This window comes from Pedobacter humicola, assembly GCF_056490705.1.
Genome location: NZ_JBWJIG010000003.1, coordinates 165,786 through 185,379 on the forward strand (window position 1 = coordinate 165,786; position 19,594 = coordinate 185,379).

Sequence of the window (19,594 nt, forward strand, 5' to 3'; positions counted from 1 at the left end):
TTTTAATATTGGATCACGTATTCCACTCAGAATTAATTTCTTTCTGCTTAAGAGGTTTGCTTAGCCAATAACGAATATTATAATTTAGTTTTCTAAAACTGTTGTTGGTAAAACCGCACTAGTTAAATCCATTTGTGATTGTACAAGTTGATGGTATCGTCCCTTTTTTTCCATCAGAATATCGTGATTTCCGATCTCCACAACCATACCGCCCTGCATTACCACAATCTGATCTGCTTTGCGGATGGTACTTAACCGATGCGCTACAACAATTACTGTTTTTTCTTTAAAAACATCATCCAGTGCAGCCGTTATCTTTTGTTCATTTATAGTATCAAGCGAATTGGTTGCTTCGTCGAAAAACAGGTAGTCGGGATTTTTATACAAAGCCCTTGCAATTAGTATCCGCTGTTTCTGTCCACCGCTCAATCCTCGACCCTGTTCGCCCATTATGGTTTCATATCCCAATGATAAAGCTTCTATCTCTTGCGAAATATTGGCCGTCTGAAGGGCTTTCTTCAATCTGTCATAATCTACTTTTTCATCATCCAGAATAATATTGTTTAAAATGGTATCGTTAAATATTTTTCCATCCTGCATTACCGCTCCACATTTATCCCGCCATTGCCGCAAACTGATATTGTTGATGTTCATATCGCCAATCCTTATATCGCCATAGGTGGGTTTGTATAATCGGAGTAGTAATTTCAATAAGGTCGATTTGCCACTTCCACTATCCCCTACAATGGCCGTTACTTTTCCTTCTGGGATCATTAGACGGATGCCTTGTAAAATAGGTTTACCTGCTGGGCTATACTGAAAACCTACATTATTAATAATCAAGCTCTTTTGCTCCGGAAGTTTCATACTGTTCTGGCCAACATTGTCATGTTCATCAGGCAGTTGGTGAATCTCGTTAAGCCTTAAAAAGCTGAGCTGGGCAAACTGGAAACCGATGATAAACTGGATAAACTGACTCACAGGTGCGTTTAGCATTCCGATAATAAACTGTGTCGAAATCATTACACCGAAAGTAATGTCACCTGCAATAACAGCTTTTGCACAATAAAAAGTGATAAATAGATTTTTCAATTGATCGATAAACTGCGCACCAAGATTCTGGCTATTGGTTACACTCATTACCCTTAAGTTAACCTTATATAACCTGGCCTGTATGCCTTCCCATTTCCAGCGTTTTTGTTTTTCGTAGTTATTTATCTTTATATCCTGGATATTGGCTATGGTTTCTACCCAGTAACTCTGATTTTTGCTTACCAGATCGAAGTACTCCCAGTCAAGTTTTTTTCGCAGCTTTAAAAAGGCAATTACCCAGCCCACATAGATCGAACTTCCAGCCAAAAAGATGTAAAAAATAATAGGATTGTAAATAAACAGAATGACGCCGAATACTACAAAGGTAAGCACGGAAAAAATCATACCTATTGAGTTGTTCATTAAAAAGGACCGGATGCGCTCGTGGTCCTGTGCTCTCTGTAGGATATCGCCGGATTTCTTGTTCTCGAAGAAAGTAATGGGCAGCCGCATGAGCTTGATAAGGTAATCTGAAATCAAGGCAATATTGATCCTGGAAGTAATATGCAGTAGAATCCAGTCCCTAACCATATTGCTCAGTAATACACTGATAATGACAGCTATATTGGCTATCAGGATAATATTGATAAAATTAAGGTCATGTGTCTGAATACCCACATCTATAATTGCCTTGCTGATAAAAGGCATCATTCCTTGCAAGATAGTTACCAGTAGCATGACAAAAAACAGGTTGACAAAACTTTTTTTATATGGCCTAAAATATCCGATAAAATTTTCGAAGGTTTTTAAACGTTCTATCTTCTCATCGGCCAGACGTTCATAAAAATCGGCTTGGGGTTCAACCGCCATTAAAACCAGTTTATCCTGTGCACCGCTATCTTTTTTTATAGTTTTTGCTGCAAATTCTTCAGCGCTATAGGTAAGATATCCTTTTGCTGGATCTGCAACATAGAATGTACCTATATTCTTTTTTTTTGGATGACGCCGCTTGTCTTCTACTTTTTTGACTAAACCTCTAACATTATACACCACAACAAAATGGCTATTGTCCCAATGTATTATGGCTGGTAGGGGTATTTTATACAACAAATCTTCTACTGTGCATCTCAAAGCCAATGAACGCAGACCAATCCCCTCTGACGCATGACTTATATCTGCAAATGAGATCCCCTCTTTCGTAATGCCGCATTTATCGCGCAGATGCTGTAAAGAGTAGAATTTTCCATAATATTTTGCAATCATTTTAAGACAGGCAGGACCACAGTCCATCATATCCATCTGTCTATCTATAGGAAATTTATTAGGCATATAAAGAAGATATTATCGTATGCTAATATAGCATCAACATTGTAGTATAAAATCTTTCATAGGTAGTTATTTTAAGACAAACGTTTGTCCTTACCTAATGTTGTTTACGCTAACCATATTTTGATAATTAAGCAAATTGTTTACTTGTAATTATTGTAGAATCACACTAATAAAGTTTACATTATCGTTTTAGTAGAGGGAACAAGCACGCAAACGTTTGCGCGTTAATTGTTGTTGAGTTTTGCGTTCATACAGCTATCTTCATATTTAATAAAGTTAAATTCTAAATCGCAGCTATGAAAACAAAAAGAAAAGTTTTACCATTCGATCAACTTGGATCTGAAATGGAATTGCTCACAACAAGTGAAAATAATGAAATAAATGGAGGAATGACAATTGCCGATCTCAGTCAGATAGTTAAGGTTATGGATACTATGGGTATTACTTCTCTCACCAGTAGCGACCTCGAAAACAATGGTCTTTCATTTGATATGTTGTTAGATTATTCTAATTCGGGTATACAGCATACGCTCAGTATTAACGGAACACCTGTATCTATCGGCGGAGGTGCTGCATGGACTACAACTGTTTATCATGGTTCTGCAAATCCGCTTGCAGGTGATGAGCCGCTAGTGAAGAGGCAGAACGGATATAACCTTGTTAGCTTTGATGAAGGTGAAACTTGGCAGTACATGCTGGATACTGTAGAAGTAACCGCTAGTTCAACTCCTCCTACTTTTGCCTTAGAGGGTGATCCATATTATAATACAAATAACGATACGCTTAATTTCCAAGTAACAACTTTAGCAGATAAATTTTCCGATGATTATCAAAGATGGACCATGAATACACTATCATCGATACTCGGGCAGTCCCGCTATGAAAAAATAATCTTTCCTTTCGTCACTAACAGTGTTTTGCCAGAAACAGAGTATGTTAGAGCAGCAGTTAATGATCTGTTAATAAAAGCAGTACAATATCAGATAGGTGCGCGGGTTATACCTCATGCTTCAGGATCAACAACTGTTGAGGTTTCGAACTGGTATTCTGGAGGGACTCAGTTTCAAACCTGGCTAGAAAACAATAATTCAAACATCTATAATGACATGAGAAACAGAGGTATTATAACTGATTCACCTAGTGGGGGAAGAATGCTCGATACAACAAAATATAATGAATATACCAAGTCGGGAGGTGCTTTTGAAAGATTCATACGAGACGGGGGTGTAGAATGAAAAATTTCTTAATAACAGCTTTTTTTCTTTCCCTTCCTTATTTTGTGTTATCCTCTTTTGCGCAGGAGGGCACCAGGCTTGATATTGAGCAAAAGTTGTACGGGAAATGGGAAGGTGAAATTAAGAGCTACAATGGAAAGCGTGTTAAAAAATATAAACAAAAAGCCAGCTTCGACAAAAACGGTCTTCAGATATATTCTGAGAATGGGGAGGGAAATTATCTTTATCGCGTCTTCATACACAAAAATAAAGATACCATATTGCAACGTACAGAAAAATCATCAATTGGAATGAAGAATGAACCTTGGTATGGCAGGATTCATTTTATTAATAAGAATGAGATCAAAATAATTTTTTTGTTAAAGATGAGCGAAAGACAATTTGTAGATGACAAAAAATCGGGATATTATTTAAAAAGGATAAAATAATTTTAAAAGTGATTTTGATCAATTTGATAGTATTCAAAATAAAACCATGATTTTTCTATCAGCCCAACCTGACAGCTCTTATTTTATTTGGCAGTTAACGCTACAGTTACATAACTTTAATAAACTTAAAATAGCACCTGGAGATATTCAGGTGCTTATTGGTTATAAGGAAGACACAGGTATTAGTGCTTCTCTCCAAAGTTTTATTTCTTTAAACAAACAGGCGCTATTTTTCACATATCCAGATACAAGAACAGAGAAATTCTATCCTTCATCGTTGCGTCCACATATCATTAAGAAACATTTTGAAAAATTTCCGAACCTTGGAAAAGAGCAAATTTTCTACCACGATTCGGACATTATTTTTAGAGAATTGCCTAATTTTGATTTATTAATCGAAGATCAGGTTTGGTATCTCTCAAATACAAAATCATATTTAGATACTAAATATTTAAGAGCAAAGGGCAAAGAACTTTTAGAAAATATGTGCACGCTGGTTGGCATTGATAAAGAAATTGTTGTTAAAAACGATCAACATGCCGGTGGCGCCCAATACTTAATAAAAAATGTTTCTTATCAATTTTGGAACAAGGTGGAAGAAGATTGCGTAAAACTTTTTTTCATTCTAAATATTTATGAAAAAAACAAAGACAAAATAATAGATTTAGATGCAACTGATACTACACCAGTTCAAGCTTGGTGCGCTGATATGTGGGCGCTATTATGGAATGCTTGGAAATTTGGCCATGAGACTAAAATACATGCTGAATTGGATTTTTGTTGGCCACAGGATCATATTAATCGATGGTACGAAACCAAAATTTATCATGATGCTGGCGTTCTTGAGCATCAGCAAAATCAGTATTTTTGTAAAAATTTATATAAAAATAAAACTCCTTTAGATCAAACCTTTGATAATGTAGACTGTAACTCCTGTTCCATAAAATATGTGGAGAATTTAAAAAATTTATTAGTTTACCTTAAAAACAACTGAGATTGAGCGATAGGGAATTTATAATTTAGTTAAAAACACTCTAATAAAAGAAACATCAGATGAAAATTAACAAATTACGACCTCACTTTATTGATATATGTTTTCTAACCTATTATATAGTAATTAGTAAAAAAACAAGTAGAAACCAAGTATAATAATTAACCAATAATACCAACTTGAAAAACATGCAAATTAAAAAAAACATGATCTACCCATTGCTTGCTCTTTTGATGTTATTATTATTTATTGACCATTACGGCCGTATTATTTTAACAAGCATATCCGAGGATGACGGAACTAAAAATTTCCGCAACAAATTGATTGGCACCTGGGTATTGGTAGAAAAACAGGGTTTTACGGATAATTCTATTAAGCCTGAAGATTTAACTGAAGTGACTTATTTTAAATATTTTGTATGTAGTGTCGGAAAGCTGATTCCCGACCCGTATTTTATAAAAGCTTATAATTCTAAAGCAACTAAATGGTTTCGAAATCGAGTTTTCTTTATTGATTCGAATAAAGAAGCACAAAGAACTTCAGAAATTATTACATTATCGGAAGATTCGCTGATTATAGGAGACCGTTATCCGCATACGATTAAGAAAAACAACAAAACTGTTATGCCAATGAGGCACCTGTATTTACGGAAAAAATAAAATATTTAAACGGATAGGATTGGAAAACTTTAATATTTAAAAGGGCGTAGGATATTTAACAGAGCCATATTCACATCCCTAAAGCTTTTATTACTGAGAAATTCTATTTCTTAATCAACTTAAACTTCTTCAACTGCTGCCCGTTTTTATTAATCACCCCTACATAAACACCGGTGGATAGCGCATTAAGAGCAAACTTGTTGGAGCTGGTGGCCTTTTCTTCAAAAACCTTCTGCCCTAAAATGTTAAATATCGATAAGCTATAATCTTCGAAAGAGCCACTCAGAATAGTTAAATAATCTGCTACAGGATTGGGGAAGAAAGAAAACTCATTCTCTTTAAGATAGACCACCGAAACCAGATCACTCTGCACCCGTCCGCCTGCAGTTTCAAAAGTAACGCGGTAAAATTGGATCCCTGTTTTGGGTTTATCATCGAAAATACTGTAATCAAATTGATTTTGAACCGGTTTGGTCTGCTGTAAAGCCGTGTAAGTATTCACACTTGTCTGTTTTTCCCAAATGATGTTTTTTAAATCCAGGGTGGTCCCAATACTCAGATCGAGCCTGATCTTATCTTCAGCCACCGATGCCGAAAGACTTTTTACATAACAGGCAATTCCCTGCTGGGTATAATCGATGGTATAACTTTTTAAACCGGTAAATCCAGTTCCGTTGGCCGACACTGCAAAATATTTTCCCGGAACCTTAGTGATATCAAGTTTTGCAATCGTATCGGTAAGGGTTAACACCGGCGAAAGCACGTTATCTACCACACTATAGAGTGTATAATCTTTGGCACCGCGCTGAGGGTTCCAGTTTAATACAACCCCATCTTTGCAGGCATACCCCACCTTTAATACCCTCGGGCTCGATATTACAAAAGACTTGCTCATGATTACATTCCCCTCTACTTCCATTTTTATCATTGCTTTCGAAAACAGATCAGGAGCAAGCCAATTATAAAAGCCCTTGCCTAAATCTAAGCCAGAAGCAATTAATTTCCATGTAAGCCCATTATCATAACTTACCGATAGATTTCCGCTTTTGGTGGAGTAGCTGTTTTCCCATCTGATGTAATTTCCCTCATTGCCAAAAAAGTACTCGTTTTCCTCTGGGCTAATAAAAGAAAAAGTATTCTTCAATTTGTAACGATAAGCTAAAGCAAAACGCTGATTGTTTCCCTGAGCAATCCTGTTTCCTTTGACATGGACATTATAAGTTCCTGCAGTTGGATTATCCAGACTAATCTGCTGAACAGTATTAATTACATCTGCCCTGCGTACTGCTGGCTTTGATAATGAATCTAAATGCGGGAAACTGCTTAACGACCATGGCAATATTAAACTCCCTGATGGACTTTCAAGACTTAAATCCAAACCATTAACCAGACTTTGAGCGGCATTGACAGTGGCAGGAGGATCGTTCCAGGTAATCGTGAGTTTAATTTCCGCCACATCGGATGGAACAATTAAAGGGATCACCAGATCCTGGCTTTTGGCTACATCATACATAGAAACGCGGTTTTCATCTAAAGTTTTTAGCGATTGGGCAACATTCAGTTTTCCATAGCCATACACAAAATCGACCTGTGGTGTTCCCAAATCGTCGGCCGAATTAATCAGTGTTGCCCTGACCAGCGATGCTGAAGCTGCTTTTTTATATTTCTGTTGATAAAACTGTTCTAACAAAGCCACTGAACCACTGGTAATTGCTGCCGAACCCGATGTTCCGTCTTCACCCAGTGCAACGAGCTCAGGTTTTACACGTCCATCATAAGCTGGTCCCTTACTGCTTAAACTTTCAGAAACATCCTCCCTGCTAATCCCCCCTATAACCAATAAATTTTTGGCCTGTTTAAAATTACCTGTTAAATTTGCCCTGGAGCTTATCCCTTGATAAAAACCAACCGACGATGTTGTTGTGCCTTTATTTCCGGCTGAAAAAACATGGATCATGGTGTCGGTTTCAAATATCTGTTGATCATATGCAGCAGCTTCCATTCCGTAATCATTATCAATATCGGTACCGTAAGAATGGTTTTGCACCTTAATCTGAAGCCGGTTTAAATCTGTAACCAAATCAGGCATCAGATTAGAAAAATCAGAATATGCCAGTTTAGCTTTGGGTGCGGCACCCAATCCCCGGATAAAAGAATTGCCATTGCCTAAAGCAAGCGTGGCCATGGTAGTGGCATGACTGGTGGGCGGATCGCCGATAATGGCACCTGGCAAAGTTTTTCCAAGCAGATCGAGATCGGCTGCATCATACATTCCCTCTTTAAAAGAAACATTCATTCCGGTACCATTGATAGCCGGAAAAAGACTATGGGCATTCGAAATCTGATTTAAACTTAAATCGAGACCATTAATCACTACCTCTTCTTTAGCCACAGGCAGAACATCCGCATATAAAACATCATCCTGCTCCAGCATCAACATTAAATCGGCAGCCAAAATGTAAACAGTACAAATATGATTTATATAGTCTATCTTTTTTATGCTAAGGTTTTTGAGGGTATTAGGCAAAGGATTTATGCTTTTAAAAGCTAACCTCACCAGGATAGAATCGTTCTTTTTACTTGTCTTACTTAGCACTTTCATCAGCCGATCACTGGCTTTCCAAAGTCCGTTAGCTTGTTCCTGATAAATGATGTTTTTAGAAAAGCTGGAAACTGCTGATTTTTCGACAATAAAATAATCGCCGGCAAGTTTCTTTTTAGGGTTCAATAATTGGATTTCGCTGGCCGTTAAGCTACGGTTGAACCGACCCAAAATGGGCTGTTCGATACTTATTTTTTGAGAATTGCCTGTCTTTGAAATATATTTTTCAAAAAATTTTTCTATTCCCACAGGTTGTACTTGTGCGTTTAAACAAAACGCAGACATACACAAATACATAACTAAAAATACAGTAGTGACTTTCAATAATTATTTTATTACAAAGTTTTGTTTACATCGTTTATCTTCCCTAAATTAGGATTTATAAGGTAATCCACCAATTTTATTAACTAACTTATTCATTCTAAAAAAAATCAAACCTAAACAAGATGAAAACATCCCAATTTTTATCCATTGCAGCACTATGCCTTCTATTCAGTACTTTATACTCTTGTAAAAGTAATAATACAGAAAATGCTGTAGAAAACAAAACAGATATTTCAGCTGACAAATTATCACAGATCAAATCCCTAGGCTTTAGTACGGATAATGTACGCAAATTAGACGAAGGTTATTTAGTTGAAGGCGATATCCTTTTAACTGAAGATAATTTAACTGAAACGTCAACAGGTGCAAATTTAAATATTGCTGAAACCGAGCAGTACCGAACCACGAATATCGTTAAATCTTTACCACGTGTAGTTACGATATCGGTTACCAATTTACCTCAGGTATACAGTGATGCAGTAAACACAATGATTTCGAGATATAACTCGTTAGGCTTACGCCTTACTTTCCAAAGAGCCAGTGGAAGTGCAAAAGGAAATATCGACATTGTTGGTTTTAATCAAGGACCGAGCGGTGGCTTTATTACGCTGGGCTCATCAGGCTTTCCTACTTCATCAGGTGCGCCTTTTAACCAGGTTAAAATGAACACCAATGCTGCAGCCTATGGTTCTAATCCTAATTTATTGTACCTGGCTTCTGTTCTTCAGCATGAAGTTGGCCATTGCATTGGTTTCCGCCATACAGATTATATGAACCGTGCTTTTAGCTGTGGTTCAAGCGGCGCAGGAAATGAAGGTGCCTCTAATGTTGGCGCAGTTAGAATACCAGGAACTCCTTCGGCTCCTGATGCTGCATCATTTATGCTGGCATGCTCTAATGGTGGCAACCGCACCTTTAATGCAAACGATGTAATTGCAATCAATTACTTATACAAATAAAAAAACACAAAAAGGATTACCTTACAGATCAAATTCAGAAGCCCCGGATATTCGGGGCTTTTTGTTTTAAATGTTTATGGGAACATGGAATGAGTTTTAGTAGCGGAGACACGGATTAAGCCGGAGTATTTTTAACCGATAAGTGCATGCGTAAGCCAGGCTTCAACATGTGATCCATTTTCCGTGCCCCTAGTCTCCGTGGGAGAATGATTAAAGATATTGCAAAAATGGCCTGCGTTTCCACAGGCCATTATCAGATTTTTAAATTGCCTCTTAAGGACACGAACCATGGCAAAGCATTTTTAAGACAGGTAAACACGGATCGAATCTGTGTTCACCATTTTCATACGTGGTTAATCATTACTTCCCATTCTGCTCAATATCCCGGTCCATTTCTACCAGATCCACATCACTTGGTTCAGAAAAATCGCCAATTAAATATTTGTTAAAATGATCAGCCAGTTTCCAGAAAGCATATTCGGTCATATCGCCAAAACCATGGCGCTGTCCTGGAATGATCAGAAAATCGAAACGTTTACCTGCTTTCATCAATGCATTGGCCACACGGATAGAGTTTGCCGGATGCACGTTATTATCTACATCGCCATGCATCAACAACAAATGTCCTTTCAGGTTTTTAGCCAGATCAGGGTTTTTATCGATGCTATATTTAAATGAAGTATCTCCTTTTAAAGAAATGGTTTCCTTTACACCGTGGTGTTTTTCGCTCCACCAACGGTTGTAAATACTATTGTCATGGTTCCCTGCGTTCGAAACTGCAGCTTTAAAGAAATCAGGATACACTAACATGGCCGCGGTAGACATAAATCCGCCACCAGAGTGACCTGTAATGCCCACTTTAGTTTCGTCGATATATGAATATTTGGCTGCCAATTGTTCAATCGCTGTTTTTTTGTCGGCCAAACCGTAATCGCGAAGGTTACCATAACCATAAGTATGGTACCATTTAGAACGCGAAGGATTTCCGCCACGGTTACCCACTGTAATGACAATATATCCAAATTGCGCCAAACGTTCGGTACGGTCCATGCTTTTGCTGAAAGCCTTGTTTACGGCCTCCGTTTGCGGTCCAGGATACACATATTCAATAATCGGGTATTTTTTATTCGGATCGAAATCGAAAGGTTTATACATTACACCATAAAGGTCGGTAATCCCATCATCAGCTTTTACCTTGAAAGTTTCCGGGAATTTGTAACCTGCGGTCATTAATAATGATAGATCGGTTGTTTCCAGATCCATTACTTTTTTACCAGCTCCATCATAAAGGGTAGCTTTTGGCGCCGTATTTACACGTGAGTAATTGTCAACAAAAAAAGTATTGTTATCGTTCATACTCGAAGCGTGGTCAAAATCGCCGGCATTTAACAATTTCATATTCGAACCATCAAAATTGATGCTGTATAAATGCAAATAGTATGGGTCTTCTTTACCCTCGCGTCCATTCGCGGTGAAGTAAAGAATGCGTTTTTTTTCGTCGATATTTACAATACTCTCGCAGTGAAAAGCACCTTTGGTAATCTGATTTTTTAGTTTACCGTTTTCATCAAAAAGATAAAAATGTGCCCAGCCATCACGCTCGCTCCAATGGATCAGTTCTTTACCATCGTTTATCAAACCCGGACGGTTCACTTCAACATAAGTATTGAAACGCTCGTCGATTAAGGGGGTAACTTTTCCGGTTGCAATATCAATGGTACCGATATCAATGCGTTTTAAATCACGACTGGTACGGGAAAAATAGAACCTGCTATCGTTCCCTAGCCAAATCGATGGGCGGAATTCGTTATCGCGGTCTTTGTTTAAGGATGGTTTGCTCCAAACCGAAACACTTTGATCTTTAAAAGCGGCAACACTTAGTTTTTTATAAGATTTTGCCGCGAAATCGAACAGCAACACTTCATCCTGAGGGGCTTCGGCCTCTCCAGGCATCTGGTATTTATACGTTTCTAAAGTTGGACGGCCAGGTGTAACGCTATTGATTACCCATAGGTCTTTAACTTTGCGCGAATCAGTCCTGTCCAATACAAAATATTTCGAGTTTGGCGACCAGAGCACATAAGCACCGCGGCGTTTTTTATTGTTCTTTTCGTTTTCCACATTGTTTTCGCCATCACCATCACTTCCATACGAATAGAATTTCACGCCATCTTTAGTTAACTGGTGCTCTACAATGGTACTGTCGTCTTCATTCTTAACTGCTTTTTTGTAATTGTCTTTATCCATCCAATACAGGTTGTAATTGCGGGAGAAGATAATAGCTGATGAATCGGGCGCAACTGATCCCCAAACCGGTTTTGGTTTAGGCTTACTGAAATTTGGCACTTCTGTTAACTTTGCAGAAGCCAGTTCATATTTAAAAGAAAATATTTTCTTCTGCATCGAATCTGCAGCTTTTTTATCTTTTCTGTCTTTTTTTAACTCATCGACACTGCTTTTGATTTCGAAAGATATACTTTTTTCGTCGGCAGAAAATTTCAGGTTTTCGAGCGGTAAATGTTCAGCATCGAATGGATCACGTACAGCTAAAGTAATATCGGCTGCGATTTTGGCATTATCAAACATGAGTTTTTTGCTTTTGGTTGCAGGATCGACCAGATACCAGAATTTTCCGTTCGGACTTTCAAAAGTGTACCAAAAACGATTGCTCAGCTTTAGCCAATGTGGATCTACCGCGGTAGAATACACCATTTTCTTCAACTTATTTGGCGAAAAACGCGATGCAAGCTGGTAATTTGCCTTGGGTTGAGGCTGAATATTCTCAGTAATGGTAAATGTTTTGTTTTGTGCAGCTACAGTTAAAGATAAAAACTGCGCACCCAACAGGAGTTTATAAAGTTTATTCATTAAAGTTTGTTTGAGCCGCTAAATTATTTAATTAAAGGCTATTAATCAGGTTTTAATATGTAATAAATGCGATAGTTTGCATAATTTCTTAGCTCTTCAATTAATTACTAACACAATTTATTTTCTTAGTTAAATAATTAATGGTTTTTTTAGTTTTGTAGCTATATACCCTAATCATGAAATACAGCTTTTTAACCCTAATAACAGCCGGAGTAATCTTATTTGCCAGTTGCCAGTCTAAATCTCAACCAGAAAATCCTGCTACAACAGATTCTACCACACAAACAACCAAAACCGAAGGAAACCCAGCCACAGCAGTTGATGTTTCGAAGATAAAAGTTGCCGATGCGAAGACAATCCTAGCCCGGAAACAAGTGCCTATTTTATGTTATCACCAGGTAAGAAACTGGAAACCAACCGATGGAAAGGTAGGTAAAGATTATATTGTAGAAATCCAGAACTTTAAAGACCAGATGAAAATGCTGGCCGATAGCGGTTACCATAGCATTTTACCCGATCAGCTTTACGCTTACCTGAATACTGGTGCTGCCCTGCCAAGCAAACCTATCATGTTAACTTTTGATGATACGGACATGGACCAGTTTACCATTGTTCGCCCTACTTTGGATAAATTAGGCTTTAAAGCCGTTTATTTTATCATGACGGTTTCTATCGGCAGAAAAGGCAAGTTTGTAGATTACATGACAAAAGAACAGATCAAACAGCTTTCTGATGAAGGAAACATTATCGGCAGTCATACTTACGACCACAAAAACTTTAAAAAGTACGCTGGTAAGGATTGGGAAGAGCAATTGGATAAACCCACTAAAAAACTCGAAGAAATTACCGGAAAAACCATGACCGAATTTGCTTATCCTTTTGGTTTATGGAACGCAGAAGGAATCCCTGAATTAAAAAAACGTGGTTTCAGAATGGCTTATCAACTATCAACCAAACGTGATGAAAAGGATCCATTGTTTACCATACGCAGGATAATCGCCAGCGGATACTGGTCGCCAAAAACATTAAGCAACAGCATTAAAAACAGCTTTTAAAAACTAATCCCGGCAAGTGTCGGGATTTTCTTTTTTAACGAAATCTCTTAAACATGAAAAAATCCGCATTATTGTTTTTATTGACTTTACAGTTGATCAAACTCCATGCTCAAACACCGCATTTAAGCGGAAAGGCAGAAATTGTAATGGCCACTGGCCAGATTACCTGCGATTTTGTACTCAGCAACATCCCTAACCTGGGAAAAGACTATCAGATCTTACTGAACAAAGGTTTCAACATTAAGGCCATAAAAGATTCGGCAAACCAGACACTAAAATATTCTGGATTTTATGGCGGTGCCATGCGAGGCGAAGGTTTAACCTATGCGCCTTTGTATAAAGACAGTACCATGGTAAACCCGGTTAAACTGCACATCACCTATACCGGAGCCTTCCCAATTTATACCGACACACTAAACTTTATCGATTTTAAGGGGCTGATCGCCTTTAACGGCAAAACCATGCGGGCTACCGATCAATCTAAATGGTACCCGATTATTTACGACATCAAAAACGACCGGCAGATTGAACAGATGACCTTCGATATCCAGGTGACCAGTAAAGATGCCAAAATGATCTTTGTAAATGGCGATCAGCCTAAAGCAGGTCCGGTTGCGAATTTTAAGTCGGCCATCCCCATTGCACCCATGATTTTTGCAGGCGATTATGGTGTACAAAAAACCAATGGGGCGATATTTCTAAACACGCAGATGAACGATAAGCAGCTGAAAGTTTTTGAAGAAAATATTGCCGAAATGAAAGCTTATTATTTCAAGGTTTTAAAAATCCCCTACAACACTAAAAATGTATTTATTGAACATGCACCGGTAGAAAAATTCAACAAAGGCAGAAGCTGGGGTTTTGTGGCTTTCCCAACCATTGCTTTTGCAGGCATTAAACTGGGTGATATGATTGATGAGGAACACCGTAAACTTAAAGATTCCACCGATTATCCTTTTATTGCACATGAAATTGGCCATTATTATTTTGGTAATGTGTTACAGCCGAATTCAACTTTATTCTGGTTCTTTTTAGAGTCTACTGCCGAATATCTATCGGTTAAGGCGAGTGAAGAAAAATTCGGCAAAACTTTCGGTACCAAATATTTTGAAGACAGAGGAAAACAGTTAAAAAACTTTAAGGCCAAACCTTTAAATACCATTAAAGAAATTAATGAAATATCGGGTACCTACCGCTATTCCTATGGTCCCTTCCTACTCCGTGGTTTAGAACAGATGATCGGCGAGCAGCGCATGTTTAAGTTCCTTAACACCTGTTTAACCACTAAAAACGAATTAACGGATTATAATTTCTTCAGAAAAAATGCATTAAAATCGGGCGTCACGCAAAAAGAGTGGGATGCTTATGAAAAAACATATATCCTTTCTGAAAACGCTGTATCTTTGATCAAATAAATTTCAAAAAACATTGAATAAAGATTTAAAACCAGCTATCCATACTCTTTTATCGGTTCTATTTTTGGGGTCATTTTCATTGGCCTGTTCCGGCAACAAACAAAAAGAAAAAATTTCGGTAGCCGGTACTACCGAAACGGTTCAGATCGATTCGGCCAATACCAAACCTGCCGATAACAAAACCATTCTGGCGCGCAGAGAAGTACCCGTACTTTGCTACCACCAGATCAGAAACAACATCGCCAGCGATAGTAAAAGGGCACACGACGATATTATAGCCCCCGATAAATTTAAGGAACATATGAAAATGCTGGCCGATAGCGGTTACCATTCCATTTTGCCCGATCAATTGTATAATTATCTGATTTATGGAGCCAAACTGCCAGAAAAGCCGATCATGATCACTTTCGACGATACCGACCAGGATCAATTTACCACAGGCAACGCTACCTTGAAAAAATATGGCTTTAAGGGGGTTTATTTTATCATGACTGTATCCATTGGTAGAAAAGGCAGAATTAATTACATGACAAAGGAGCAGATTAAACAATTATCCGACGAAGGCAATACGATTGCCAGTCATACCTATGACCATAAAAACTTTGCTCAGTTTACCGACGAAGACTGGACGACTCAAATTGATGTCCCAACCAAAAAACTCGAAGAAATTACCGGCAAAAAGGTAGAATATTTCGCCTATCCCTATGGCGTTTATAAAGCTTCGACTTTACACAAGCTAAAAGAACATGGCTTTAAGGCTGCCTTTATCCTGTCTACTGCAAGAGATGAGAACTACCCGCTATACACCATCAGAAGGATAATTGATCCGGGAAGATACACTGCAAAAAACTTATATTACAGCATCAATAAAAGTTTTAATAAAACAAAATCTAAGTAGAGGGGTTTAAATTTAAAGAGGTTAGAAAGTGGTTTAAGGGTTTGAAGGTTGAATATTGAAAGGTTAATTTATCATAAAATACAACATTCAAACTTTACAACTATAAACCAAATTAAAACACTAACAATACCACAATGAAATATCCTTTAATTTTTTGCCTTTTCGGAATAGCGATCATATCAGCCTGTAACAATCCTAAAAGCGGAGCCAATAATACTGAAAGTTCAGATAGCACAAAAAATGCGAAAGCGGAGCTTACCGAGACTTTTTATAAACGGTTAGAAGGTACCATTGCAGGTAAAAAGGTAGTGATGCACCTGCAAAAGGTTGATGATGATGTAAGTGGCACTTACTATTACGATGGTTCATGGCTCAACCTCTCAACCGATACCCTGATCGGCAGAGATAGTATTGTACTTACCGAATACAGTTTTTATGAATCGTATTTTACCCAGGATTTTAAATCACCACATTTAGCGCTAAAATGGAATGGCAATGGCTTTAATGGCAATTGGGAAAGTGGTGATAAAACCAAGAAATTCCCTATTGATTTAACAGAAAAATATCCTGACGGCAGTTATCCATTCAACGCAGGCATCTATAAAGATTCGATTAAAGCCTTTGCTAATCAGCCGAAATCGCCAGCGGCGGAAATTAGCTTTGAATATCTGGAAAGCAAAAACAAGGATGGATATGGCAACTGGCTCAATACCGAACTCAAAAAAATTTCTGGTGTTAAATCAATGGTCGACCGTTCGATAGGCTTCAAAAATATTGCTGATGCCTATTTTAAAGACTATAAAACACAGGTTACCGAGCAGTCAAAAACCAGTCGTGGCGAAGATTTTCAGGCCTGGATGAATTACACCAACAACAGTCAGCAATCGGTTAGCTATAATGATAATGGTTATGTCGTAATCGATTTTCTTGCTGATGCCTACACCGGTGGTGCCCATGGCAATTATAGCAGCACCATGTACTGCCTGGATGTGAAAAACAAAAAACAACTGGTGCTGAGCGATATCATTAAAATAGATTCGAATAGCTTACAAGGTATTTTAGAACGTAATGTTCGAAAAGAATACAACATTAAAGCTAAAGATGCTTTAAGTACCGTACTCTTTGATGATTTTATCAAACCAAACAATAATTTTTATTTCAATGCAAATGGTATCGCTTTTATGTATAACCCATACGAAGTAGCCAGTTATGCTCAAGGTCAGATTGTAGTTTTTGTTCCTTATGCGGATTTAAAAACGTTTTTAGTGCCGGCCTTTGCGCAAAGGATGGGGATTAAATAAATTCTTGGCTGGCAGTTATTACCAATGTAAACTATACACAGGGAATTGTTAACTGAAAACTTTACAATATCTCCTTCACGATATAATCCTTACCATTAAACTTAAAACTTTCATTTTTAGCTTTTCCGATCAAAAACCTGCCTATAGGTGAAGCCTGAGAAACAGCAAAGAATTTCTGTCCATCACTATTTAATTCACCTGCACTGATGCTGATGTAAAAATTACCTTCTGAAGTGAGTACCAAACTCCCGTTTTTAACTACCTTATCTGATTCTACATTTTCAATCTGCTGCAAGGCAATTTTCTGTTGACCAGCTTCATAAAGTAATTTACCGTTACGGTCCATTTCCTGCTGCATCATTTCGCGGGTAGTTTCATATTTATCGCCAGCACTGCTTTTTGTATCATCATTGGATGCCTGCCGGGCCTGTTGCAAAGAATATTCAATGTTTTCTATCCGGTTTTGGATAAAGGTTAAGCAAAGCTGATAAAGATTGGATTTTAATGCAGACATATAATAATGGATGATGTAAGACGGATAATGGGCATGGGTGATGTTAAATGGAATGCTATTTGCGCAATTCAAATGCCTGTTTTAAAATGGATTCGATTTTCTTTTTGGGGATATCTTCAAGATGGTTGATCAATAAAATTTTCATTCTGGCTCTTTTCTCCTGCAACAGATCTTCGTGTTCAATTTTATTTCCGTCAACCAAACCAATGTAAGGCTGATGGAGCTGTTTGTGCATCCAAATATAGCAGAACATTTTTCCTTTATAATAATAAAAAGGCATTCCATATTTCCAGTGCTCGGTAATACCGGCGTAAGCCATTAAAAGCAACCTCAAATATTGAAGACAGCTTTTAACCGGTTCATCTTTTTGCTCGAAATAATTATCCAGAGGACTTAACATAAATGGAAAATGGATGATGTATAGTCAATAGCTCATGGTTGATGGCAATTAAATAATCTCAGGCATGAAATTAATTAACCAGACTGACCATGAACTAATAACTATTGAACGAATGAACTAACCCTCTATCCACCTCACTTTTTCCACCATCGAAGTCCTATTGGGTTCCCAGGGTTTTTCGTTGTGATAGCCCATATAAAATAGGCCGATGCACTTTTCATTTTCTCCCAGACTTAAAAAATCACCCAGATCATCAATCAGTGGTGGCGAACTCCAATATGCACCAACTTGTAAACTTTCGGCAGTTAAAGCCATATTCTGAACGGCGCAGGATACGGCTGCCAATTCTTCCCACTCCGGTATTTTACCGCTCACCTGCATATTAATGGCAATAATACAATCGGCCTGGCTTGTTTTTTCGGCAAAGCTATCGTACTTTTTCTGTAAAAACTGTTGCGGACTAACCAATGCTTGATATAATTTACCTAACTCTTCGCCAAGTTTGGCTAAACCAGCTTTTCTGATGACCACAAAGCGCCATGGTTGCGTTAATTTATGTGTTGGTGCATAATTGGCAGTTTCTAAAATCTGGTTGATCACCTCAACCGGAATTTCCTTTTTGATATAACTGGCAGGGAAGATACTGCGCCGTTCCTTTATAACTTTTGTAACGATATCATATGTTGTACTCATTTGGTAAATATAAGGTAAAAGGCCCAAGGTAGAAGGTTAAAGGCTCTAATAGCATCAAGATTTGACCTTTTAATGTTCATTTTCCAGGCATCCGCCATTTAATACCTGCTACTCAATACTTGATACTAGCAACTTGCTACCCGATACTCACTACCTGCTACCTTACTTGCTACTTTAACTGCTTCCTGATCTGTTTTACCTTTGCAAAAAAAGCAATACTCTCCTTATCCACCAGAAAATCCATCGTTTGTAAAAGCTCTTCCCTGATCCAATCATGTTTGGCATTTAGATTGGCCAGGATATTCAAACAATGCGATTTTATGGCTACAGGAATCTGCTCATCAATCAACCAGGCAAAAACAACTTCTACCAAATGATCAGTATCGTAATCAGTAATAATCTGTTTAACCGATACCGATGCATTTTTCTTGGTCATAAATGCCAGGATTTTAACATAATGCCGCAGTGCCGATAAATTGCGTTGTTGAGGAAACTTTTCTAAAAAATAAAGTGCATCAGGTAAAAATCTTTCCTCATAACAAGAATATACATTTTCTAAAATCCATGCCGATCTGAAACCGATCTGTTCATCATGATGGAAACTTAAATCAATCAGATCTTTAACCGAAAAGGTTTCATCAGAGGCAACAGCTGCCAGTTTTTCTACTTTAGTTTTTTGAAGTGTGGTTTTAATAGTTTCGAGCAAGATATTGTGCATATGGCTAAAATAAATGTTTTGGCACAGATTTACAGATTATTTTGCCACAGAAAGCATAAGGTATAAAAAAACTAATCCATCTTTATGGAGCAAGCATGATTAGCTTTCGGTTTCAAACCATTGGCCAAAAGCTTCTTCCTTTGTTAAATAAACCTGGTAGTAGCGAACACGGA

General features: G+C 37.7%; 16 protein-coding genes. 9 read left to right on the forward strand and 7 right to left on the reverse strand.

Features of this window, described 5'->3' with window-relative positions; all coding sequences use genetic code 11:
* Positions 1-84: 84 nt before the first annotated feature.
* Positions 85-2,361: a peptidase domain-containing ABC transporter gene (locus AC04Q1_RS06860; protein ID WP_478363096.1), complete on the reverse strand. Its 2,277-nt coding sequence runs from the start codon at positions 2,359-2,361 to the stop codon at positions 85-87.
* A gap of 296 nt (positions 2,362-2,657) precedes the next feature.
* Between AC04Q1_RS06860 and AC04Q1_RS06865 the strand changes: the two genes are divergently transcribed.
* The 4 genes from AC04Q1_RS06865 to AC04Q1_RS06880 all read left to right on the forward strand — a co-directional run bounded on the left by AC04Q1_RS06865 (position 2,658) and on the right by AC04Q1_RS06880 (position 5,674).
* On the forward strand, positions 2,658-3,596 hold the full coding sequence (locus AC04Q1_RS06865) for a hypothetical protein (protein WP_478363098.1): 939 nt from the start codon (positions 2,658-2,660) through the stop codon (positions 3,594-3,596).
* Complete coding sequence (locus tag AC04Q1_RS06870; protein ID WP_478363100.1) at positions 3,593-4,024, forward strand: hypothetical protein; 432 nt, start codon at positions 3,593-3,595, stop codon at positions 4,022-4,024. The genes AC04Q1_RS06865 and AC04Q1_RS06870 overlap by 4 nt, the downstream gene beginning before the upstream one ends.
* Positions 4,025-4,070: 46 nt before the next feature.
* Entirely contained in the window at positions 4,071-5,018 is a 948-nt protein-coding gene (locus AC04Q1_RS06875) for a hypothetical protein (protein ID WP_478363102.1), read from the forward strand.
* 185 nt (positions 5,019-5,203) lie between these two features.
* On the forward strand, positions 5,204-5,674 hold the full coding sequence (locus AC04Q1_RS06880) for a hypothetical protein (protein WP_478363104.1): 471 nt from the start codon (positions 5,204-5,206) through the stop codon (positions 5,672-5,674).
* A 103-nt stretch (positions 5,675-5,777) separates the two neighbouring features.
* Here the strand turns inward: AC04Q1_RS06880 and AC04Q1_RS06885 are convergent, their stop codons facing one another.
* Complete coding sequence (locus tag AC04Q1_RS06885; protein WP_478363106.1) at positions 5,778-8,561, reverse strand: S8 family serine peptidase; 2,784 nt, start codon at positions 8,559-8,561, stop codon at positions 5,778-5,780.
* Between the two features lie 161 nt (positions 8,562-8,722).
* Between AC04Q1_RS06885 and AC04Q1_RS06890 the strand changes: the two genes are divergently transcribed.
* Positions 8,723-9,559, forward strand: coding sequence for a M57 family metalloprotease (locus AC04Q1_RS06890; RefSeq protein ID WP_478363108.1), 837 nt, complete (start codon positions 8,723-8,725; stop codon positions 9,557-9,559).
* Between the two features lie 360 nt (positions 9,560-9,919).
* Here the strand turns inward: AC04Q1_RS06890 and AC04Q1_RS06895 are convergent, their stop codons facing one another.
* Positions 9,920-12,427 (reverse strand): S9 family peptidase, encoded by a 2,508-nt coding sequence (locus AC04Q1_RS06895; protein ID WP_478363110.1) that lies wholly within the window; start codon positions 12,425-12,427, stop codon positions 9,920-9,922.
* A 176-nt stretch (positions 12,428-12,603) separates the two neighbouring features.
* On the opposite strand from AC04Q1_RS06895, the gene AC04Q1_RS06900 reads away from it, so the two are divergent.
* The 4 genes from AC04Q1_RS06900 to AC04Q1_RS06915 all read left to right on the forward strand — a co-directional run bounded on the left by AC04Q1_RS06900 (position 12,604) and on the right by AC04Q1_RS06915 (position 17,096).
* On the forward strand, positions 12,604-13,482 hold the full coding sequence (locus AC04Q1_RS06900) for a polysaccharide deacetylase family protein (protein WP_478363112.1): 879 nt from the start codon (positions 12,604-12,606) through the stop codon (positions 13,480-13,482).
* Positions 13,483-13,535: 53 nt separating this feature from the next.
* Positions 13,536-14,897: a M1 family aminopeptidase gene (locus AC04Q1_RS06905; RefSeq protein ID WP_478363114.1), complete on the forward strand. Its 1,362-nt coding sequence runs from the start codon at positions 13,536-13,538 to the stop codon at positions 14,895-14,897.
* A 13-nt stretch (positions 14,898-14,910) separates the two neighbouring features.
* Positions 14,911-15,795 carry a polysaccharide deacetylase family protein gene (locus tag AC04Q1_RS06910; protein ID WP_478363116.1) on the forward strand — a complete coding sequence of 295 codons (885 nt, stop codon included), beginning with the start codon at positions 14,911-14,913 and terminating at the stop codon, positions 15,793-15,795.
* Positions 15,796-15,929: 134 nt separating this feature from the next.
* Complete coding sequence (locus AC04Q1_RS06915) at positions 15,930-17,096, forward strand: DUF3298 and DUF4163 domain-containing protein (RefSeq protein ID WP_478363118.1); 1,167 nt, start codon at positions 15,930-15,932, stop codon at positions 17,094-17,096.
* A gap of 61 nt (positions 17,097-17,157) precedes the next feature.
* Here AC04Q1_RS06915 and AC04Q1_RS06920 read toward each other — a convergent pair whose 3' ends face one another.
* The 4 genes from AC04Q1_RS06920 to AC04Q1_RS06935 form a co-directional block, all read right to left on the reverse strand.
* Complete coding sequence (locus AC04Q1_RS06920; protein ID WP_478363120.1) at positions 17,158-17,610, reverse strand: 3-oxoacyl-ACP synthase; 453 nt, start codon at positions 17,608-17,610, stop codon at positions 17,158-17,160.
* 55 nt (positions 17,611-17,665) lie between these two features.
* Positions 17,666-18,010, reverse strand: a complete 345-nt coding sequence (locus tag AC04Q1_RS06925) for a DUF1801 domain-containing protein (RefSeq protein ID WP_478363122.1) — start codon at positions 18,008-18,010, stop codon at positions 17,666-17,668.
* A gap of 117 nt (positions 18,011-18,127) precedes the next feature.
* Positions 18,128-18,703 (reverse strand): nitroreductase family protein, encoded by a 576-nt coding sequence (locus tag AC04Q1_RS06930; protein WP_478363124.1) that lies wholly within the window; start codon positions 18,701-18,703, stop codon positions 18,128-18,130.
* Between the two features lie 169 nt (positions 18,704-18,872).
* On the reverse strand, positions 18,873-19,421 hold the full coding sequence (locus AC04Q1_RS06935) for a hypothetical protein (protein ID WP_478363126.1): 549 nt from the start codon (positions 19,419-19,421) through the stop codon (positions 18,873-18,875).
* Between the last annotated feature and the right edge of the window lie 173 nt (positions 19,422-19,594).

What these genes read in the sequence shown, in the direction of transcription:
- AC04Q1_RS06860 (WP_478363096.1), bottom strand. Translation starts at nt 2,361, where the DNA reads ATGCCTAATAAATTTCCTATAGATAGACAGATGGATATGATGGACTGT.
- AC04Q1_RS06895 (WP_478363110.1), bottom strand. Translation starts at nt 12,427, where the DNA reads ATGAATAAACTTTATAAACTCCTGTTGGGTGCGCAGTTTTTATCTTTA.
- AC04Q1_RS06905 (WP_478363114.1), top strand. Translation starts at nt 13,536, where the DNA reads ATGAAAAAATCCGCATTATTGTTTTTATTGACTTTACAGTTGATCAAA.
- AC04Q1_RS06865 (WP_478363098.1), top strand. Translation starts at nt 2,658, where the DNA reads ATGAAAACAAAAAGAAAAGTTTTACCATTCGATCAACTTGGATCTGAA.
- AC04Q1_RS06925 (WP_478363122.1), bottom strand. Translation starts at nt 18,010, where the DNA reads ATGTTAAGTCCTCTGGATAATTATTTCGAGCAAAAAGATGAACCGGTT.
- AC04Q1_RS06870 (WP_478363100.1), top strand. Translation starts at nt 3,593, where the DNA reads ATGAAAAATTTCTTAATAACAGCTTTTTTTCTTTCCCTTCCTTATTTT.
- AC04Q1_RS06880 (WP_478363104.1), top strand. Translation starts at nt 5,204, where the DNA reads ATGCAAATTAAAAAAAACATGATCTACCCATTGCTTGCTCTTTTGATG.
- AC04Q1_RS06915 (WP_478363118.1), top strand. Translation starts at nt 15,930, where the DNA reads ATGAAATATCCTTTAATTTTTTGCCTTTTCGGAATAGCGATCATATCA.
- AC04Q1_RS06875 (WP_478363102.1), top strand. Translation starts at nt 4,071, where the DNA reads ATGATTTTTCTATCAGCCCAACCTGACAGCTCTTATTTTATTTGGCAG.
- AC04Q1_RS06900 (WP_478363112.1), top strand. Translation starts at nt 12,604, where the DNA reads ATGAAATACAGCTTTTTAACCCTAATAACAGCCGGAGTAATCTTATTT.
- AC04Q1_RS06885 (WP_478363106.1), bottom strand. Translation starts at nt 8,561, where the DNA reads ATGTCTGCGTTTTGTTTAAACGCACAAGTACAACCTGTGGGAATAGAA.
- AC04Q1_RS06935 (WP_478363126.1), bottom strand. Translation starts at nt 19,421, where the DNA reads ATGCACAATATCTTGCTCGAAACTATTAAAACCACACTTCAAAAAACT.
- AC04Q1_RS06890 (WP_478363108.1), top strand. Translation starts at nt 8,723, where the DNA reads ATGAAAACATCCCAATTTTTATCCATTGCAGCACTATGCCTTCTATTC.
- AC04Q1_RS06930 (WP_478363124.1), bottom strand. Translation starts at nt 18,703, where the DNA reads ATGAGTACAACATATGATATCGTTACAAAAGTTATAAAGGAACGGCGC.
- AC04Q1_RS06920 (WP_478363120.1), bottom strand. Translation starts at nt 17,610, where the DNA reads ATGTCTGCATTAAAATCCAATCTTTATCAGCTTTGCTTAACCTTTATC.